The sequence below is a fragment of the Actinacidiphila oryziradicis genome (genome assembly GCF_005047355.1).
Taxonomy (GTDB): Bacteria; Actinomycetota; Actinomycetes; order Streptomycetales; family Streptomycetaceae; genus Actinacidiphila; species Actinacidiphila oryziradicis.
Genome location: NZ_SUMC01000222.1, coordinates 1 through 5,654, shown reverse-complemented (window position 1 = coordinate 5,654; position 5,654 = coordinate 1). Strand labels below are relative to the sequence as shown.

Annotated in this window: 6 protein-coding genes; 2 read left to right on the top strand and 4 right to left on the bottom strand. The window is 68.0% G+C overall.

The annotated features are described in order from the left end of the window. Window positions 1–514: 514 nt before the first annotated feature. Window positions 515–1,045 (top strand): hypothetical protein, encoded by a 531-nt coding sequence (locus FCI23_RS53715; RefSeq protein WP_136731464.1) that lies wholly within the window; start codon window positions 515–517, stop codon window positions 1,043–1,045. A 219-nt stretch (window positions 1,046–1,264) separates the two neighbouring features. On the opposite strand, the gene FCI23_RS53710 is transcribed toward FCI23_RS53715, so the two are convergent. Both FCI23_RS53710 and FCI23_RS53705 read right to left on the bottom strand, forming a co-directional pair. Then, entirely contained in the window at window positions 1,265–1,669 is a 405-nt protein-coding gene (locus FCI23_RS53710; protein WP_136731462.1) for a helix-turn-helix domain-containing protein, read from the bottom strand. Continuing rightward, window positions 1,666–2,292 carry a helix-turn-helix domain-containing protein gene (locus FCI23_RS53705; protein WP_136731460.1) on the bottom strand — a complete coding sequence of 209 codons (627 nt, stop codon included), beginning with the start codon at window positions 2,290–2,292 and terminating at the stop codon, window positions 1,666–1,668. Before FCI23_RS53705 ends, FCI23_RS53710 begins: the two co-directional genes overlap by 4 nt. A 1,128-nt stretch (window positions 2,293–3,420) precedes the next feature. On the opposite strand from FCI23_RS53705, the gene FCI23_RS53700 reads away from it, so the two are divergent. Further along, window positions 3,421–3,609, top strand: a complete 189-nt coding sequence (locus FCI23_RS53700) for a hypothetical protein (RefSeq protein ID WP_136731458.1) — start codon at window positions 3,421–3,423, stop codon at window positions 3,607–3,609. Between the two features lie 64 nt (window positions 3,610–3,673). On the opposite strand, the gene FCI23_RS53695 is transcribed toward FCI23_RS53700, so the two are convergent. After that, window positions 3,674–4,195, bottom strand: a complete 522-nt coding sequence (locus tag FCI23_RS53695; RefSeq protein WP_136731456.1) for a hypothetical protein — start codon at window positions 4,193–4,195, stop codon at window positions 3,674–3,676. A gap of 249 nt (window positions 4,196–4,444) precedes the next feature. Beyond that, the gene (locus FCI23_RS53690; protein WP_136731454.1) at window positions 4,445–5,047 is read right to left on the bottom strand and encodes an RES domain-containing protein; all 603 of its coding nucleotides are present in this window, start codon (window positions 5,045–5,047) and stop codon (window positions 4,445–4,447) included. Window positions 5,048–5,654 lie beyond the last annotated feature (607 nt).

Here is a 5,654-nt window from a genome sequence, read left to right as displayed (position 1 = left end):
CCAAACCCTTCACCTGGACCGCGACCGCCGACGAGATCCTCGCCAAGGTCCGACTCGTCCAGACCAACATCAAGAAACTCGTCGACAACAACGCGAAGTGACACAAACAGGATCACGAGACACTAGTAGGACGCCCAGTTACGACGAACACCTAGGGGGCGACTTGCGCCGGAACGGCGCGCATCCTTTGCGCGGCCTCGCGCTGCCGGCCTACGCGGATCAGCGCCGGACCTGTCTTTCTCCGCGCGGCCGCCGCGGCACCTTGTCGTCGACGTGTTCTTGGCAGCTCAACCGCGCTGAGGATTGGTGCAGTTAAGGTCGACGTCACCGAGGCCGAACCGACCGCGTCCGGTCGGCGGCGGCCGCCGCTGGCGGCGCGTGTGACGGCCGTCGACGTCCTCGTCCGGCTCGCTGGACCCCGCACGAAGGGCGCCCCGGCCGAGGCGCTCCCGCCGGAAGAGTGCGCCAGGGCGCTCCAGGCGGCTCTGGAAGGCCGCAGGCGCATCACCTGGGCGTGGGGAGCGCTGAAGGTGGTGACGGCCGTCTGGAGGCCCTGGGGCACCCCGTGCGGCTCGGACCGGCCGTGCCGACCGGTCCGGCCGAGGCGGGGCCCTGGCCCCAGCACCGCAGGAACTGGCCCGGCCAGGTGTCCGACCGCGTCGCGCAGTGGCGCGGCGAACTGGACCCCGCCACCGGCGAGCTGCGCGCACCATGGCCGCCGGCCACCGCCGACCGGCTCTGGCTCTGCCTGCAAAAGATGGCCGCCACCGCCGACACCGGGCGGCCCGGGCGCAGCCGGGGGGCGCACCGCGAGGACGACGGGCCGGAGCCGGACGGCGCGTACGAAGTACGGATCGCGGTCACAGGACCGGCCGCAGCCACGCAGCAGCTCGCCGACGTCCTGGCCGACAGCGGCGCGGCCGAGCCCGGCTCCCTGGTCGGCCCCGTTCCCTCCCGCGAGGTGCCCGGCGCCGTCGTGGCGTACCTCGCGGGCAGCCCCACCGCGGTACCACCCGCCACAGGGGACGCCAGCACCGCGCCCTGACGTCGGGCAACGTCAGCCACCGCACACAGGCGGGGAAGGGGGGCCAACACGGCCACCGGCGCGGCCTTCGATCCGCGGGCGAAGGCGTGCCAGCACATCCGCGCCAGCCGCCGCCTGCTGTCCGTCCGGCCCCGGCTGGAGAAGCGCCCGGCGGCCTCCGGCCCGGAAAGGGAACACTGCATCGGCTGCGGTGAGTGGCTGGAGCGCCGGCGGACCCGGTCAGGACACGCGCTGGAGCGCGGGCGTGACGGGCTTCTTGGGGGGCTGGACGTCGTACTCGGGGGGTGCGATGTCCAGCAGCTCGCCAGCGGCGATCCGAGCCAGGGCATCGGCGAAAGCCGTCTGCAGGGCCGCTTCATCGGGGTAGTCGGTGATGAAGGGGTGCAGTTCGTAGGTGCGATACTTCTGCGGCTCCATCACCAGACCGCGGTCGACCAGCAGGCCCATCGCCCGCTGCAGCGCGTTGCGGCTGGCCCCGATCCGGGCGCCGAGCTCGCGCTGGCTGGCCTTGACGATGCCGCCGGTCTCCTGCAGGTCGCTCATGGTGAACAGCAGGTCGTAGGCGGTCTGCGTCAGGCGCAGCTTGGGCAGGACTTTGAGGACGTCGGTGTTGGTGATGGTCATCCTGCGGCCTCCTCGCCCCGGCCTGTGCTTCTGCGGGGCGGGGGCGGCGCCATGAGAGGGAATCCTCCGGGGGCCGCGTCTGCCCTGAGATCGAACAGTACCTGTTGCTGTCGGTCGCCGTTGCCGCGGAATACCAGTGTGGGGTTGACGGTGATCTTGCCGCGTCCGCGTTCCAGCATGCCCCAGCCCTCCAGCTCTCCCAGCGCTCGGGTGACGTTGGCGCGCTCCACCTTGAGGTGGTCGGCGATCTTCTGGTGGGTGGTCTTGAGGATGCCTTCCTTCTGTTTGCCGCAGCAGTAGACCAGGACGGCGGCCTGGACGGGGGACATGCGGTGCTGGGCGATCGCTGGGGCCAGCACGCTGGAGAGGAATTCGTTGGAGGTGACGGAGTAGCCGTCGGTGCCGTACATCTCGTGCGGGGCACGGTGGCGGACTTCGACTCGTACTTCGTGGATGCCCTGCCGGACGGCTGGGGGCAGGCCCTGGACCGATTGCGAGATGCGTGCGGCCACCGAGTCGCGGCGCACCACGTTCGCGGCCTGGGTCACCGGGGCGGGCGTTCTGGGCGGGCGGGGCGGTTGGGCGGCGGGCTGCTGCGCCATCGCTAGGTGCCTCTCGATCACGTGGTGATCGGGACGCTATCAGTTGACCCCATCAGTGGGGCTGATTGACGCCGGTTGGCCCCTTCGGTGTGGCGAATTCGGTGTCGGCGTCGACACATTGGTGCGGTGAGCGACACCAGGATGTCCGCGTGGCCTGCGCTTTCATGGATTGGCCCATTTGATGGGGTCGATGGGTGCGGTTGGTGTGGTCCGGCGACACCGACGACGACTTCTATGTGTTGGTGCCAACACATAGGGGTGCAGAAAATCGCAGGTCAGAGGCATGATCATTCCACGTTCTCTTTTCCTTAAGACGCGCGTACGCGCGAAGCCGCACGCTGGCGCCCCACCCACTGCCGCCATAGATCCGCCGCCCAGACCAACCACATCGCATACGGCCAACTGCGCGCTGTTGCTCATACCCCGTCACGCACCGGCACACGACAACATCCGACCCGCACATCCCTCCAACCGTCTAACCGGCATCCACCATCAGGTCTCCCGCCACGTCGACTTCCGACACCGCATACCAACCAGCTCATCGGCACAAGCACTACGCTCCGGCGGTCAGCTGCCGCCGACACGCGGCTATACCGGCCCCCAACAACAACGGTGCGCCAGAGACACGGTGCCCGGTGTTCTCCGGCGCGCACGGACCGCCACCACCGCGAAACCGCGCTGGCGCCGGAGGACACCGGGCGGGGGCGGGGTCCAGGGACCGCTTAAGGTCCCTGGTACCACCGGCCCCCGCGCACCGCCTGAACCCCCGCCGCAGAAACCTCCTGAAACCACCTGACGGCCTCAGCCGGATACGGCGAGAGGTCCTTGAGGTCAACGGCGCACCTACCCCCCAGCATTGTCTCCGCGACCGCGTCTGTGCCGTGCAGGTCACAACCCGTCGTGTGCTCGACGCCGACCAACAGCTTTTCTCCGAACTCACCGACGCAACCACCGCAGCGGCTCCCACAGCCCGCTCGACACAGCCCCGGGTGACTTGCGCGCCTAAGGGAATGATGGTGTAGCGCCCCACTCTCGGGAGGAAAGCCCAGGTCAACCCAGGACTTGCGCCGCTAAGGCTTCGGTCCTCCACGGTGTCCCACGACATCCGAACCGTGCGGTGCTGCCGCACGCCTGTCCCATGGAGACCCGGTGAGCAAGCGCAGGACCCAGCAAACTGTCACTGAACCAGAACCGACCCAGCCTCAGCCTTTCTTCGAACTGCGGGTGGCCGGAGTGCACATCACCATCCAGCACGCCCCGGCGAGGCTCCCGAGTCTCGCCGTCGGCGCCCTGGTCACTGCCGTGGCCAGCTATGGAGCCCACTGGGCCCTCCACTGAATAGCACCTGCTCAGCAGGACGGCCCGCCGCGGACCGGTGCCCCGAGCGGCACCGGTCCGGCGGTCAGAGTCGCCGCGGAAGCCATCCGTACCGGCGAAGTGTCGGTACGCGCATGCCGCACCACCGCGAGCAGTACTCCCGTAGCCGCGTGGAGTCCGGCAGCGGCTGAGCGCACACCAGACAGTGGCCGGGCGGAATGACGGGAGTCAGGCGCTCCAGCAGACGGCGGGCACGGTCTTCGTCGCCGGCGCCGAAGGGAATGTGGTCAGCCGGGCAGCCCGCGAGGAGTTCGGCGAGCGCGGCGCGGAAAGCGGGAACGTCGCGGCGGCGGGCTCCCAGCAGCGCCAGGTACTCATCGAGTGGCCAGGTCGCGAGGGTGCCGGAGCGGGTGAGGTAGAGCCCGAGGGTGTCGAGCCGGTAGCGGTCGGAAGTGTCGAGCAGCAGGTAGCCCAGCAGCTGCCAGGGCGCCGCTCGTGTGCCTCTGGACGGGCCTTGGGGCGCTGCCGCCGCAGGTTCCCTGAAGGCACAGGGAGAGCCCGTCCCCCGCTTACGGCTTGGGGCGGCGTCAGGTGTCGGACAAGTCACCGAACTCCCGTACCCGGGCCGCGAGCAGGTCCTGCGGCGCTTGGAGACGCCGTCCCGGAAGGGCTTGAAGCCGAGACGGGGCCCAGGCGAGCCGCTCCAGAGATAGACCTGTGCAAACGGTGCGCGGACGCACCACGCTGTACCTCCCGGTGAATCTGGGAAGGCGAGTGCGAGCGCCCCGCGAGTTTTCGTTGGTGGTGGAGGCCCACACGTCGGGCGGCCGGCACCAGAGCGCCTGTGGTTGCCACCTTACGCGGCGTCGGGCTTTGCTAGGCCCGGCGGACCTTCAACGAAGACACCTACGGCTTTGAGCTCGGCGATCAGTTCCACGTCGATGTCATGGACCGAAGACGGCCACGCCCGTTCTCCTTCTTCGCCGAATAGGGCAAGTCCATGGGTGACGGGACCGGTGTCGAACCGGGTTCGGAAGCGGATGCCGAGGAACTGATGTGTTCTACGCCTGCCCGGTGTCTGGTCGAAGACTTGCGCGTACTTCTGGGGCACGTCGTACGGCGTCATATTTGAGAGCTCGTTGGTGACCCTGAACGCAACGGCACCACGACTCGACAAATTGGCAGTTCCGACTGTTCGGGGAAGCTCGTACTCGTGAACCACCCGCTCCTTGACGAACCGGGGAATCAGTACGATGGCTGGCTCTCCTGCGCACCAGTCCGGGCCGAAGCTTTCCAGAAAGCCGGACATCGGATCGGTACCGACGTAGCAGGTGCCACGCGGTGTCGGCAGGTCGAATCGACATTCGCCACAATGACAGAACCACCATGCGCCGTTGCCGCGTTTAGCAGCCCTATACAGAACCCGCCCCGCTCTCATCTCAACCCTCGGGAAGTCCACCCACGGCAGGCTCGGGTCGGGGTCACGTTGCGCAACTGAGTGACGCGGAGAACTCATCGCGACCACCGGCTTGCGGTCGCTTGTGCTGCTTGTATCGCTGCATCAATATCGCCATCCCGTAGCGTCTCCGCAACGCTACGGTTCCCTAGGGTCGTCAGGGGTTTACGCATCCACGAGGCGACGGTCCAGAAGAAGTCTGGGTCATCGTCGGGAAAGGCATTAAGGACCATGTCAAGTCCCGGAAGAACACGCTGACCGGTGAACTGGAAAGCCGGATACACTGTCGTTCCGTCGCGGGTGCGCAGAGCAAGAACTCTGCGCCGACGGGCCCGTGCTCTGAGTTTCTGCGGGATCTCCCCGAGCAAGGAACATACCTCAATGCTCGGATACACCGGTCCAATACTCTGCTGCCACATCGGGCTATCAAGGTTGACAGTCTGCGGCGTGAGCCGGTCCTCGGCCGCCTTCTCGATCTCTTTGCTAACCTCGATTCGTCAGCGGGATTCGGTCGCTGACCTGCTCGGCGGTTCGCCCCGTAATGTCCTCGGGCCGTTCGAGGTGGGCCGTCGCGTGACGCCGCGGGTGCGCCGGGTTCCACGGGCCCGGA

Bases quoted from the DNA above. Each gene is read 5' to 3' on its own strand.
- FCI23_RS53710 (WP_136731462.1), bottom strand. From the start codon at position 1,669: ATGACCATCACCAACACCGACGTCCTCAAAGTCCTGCCCAAGCTGCGC.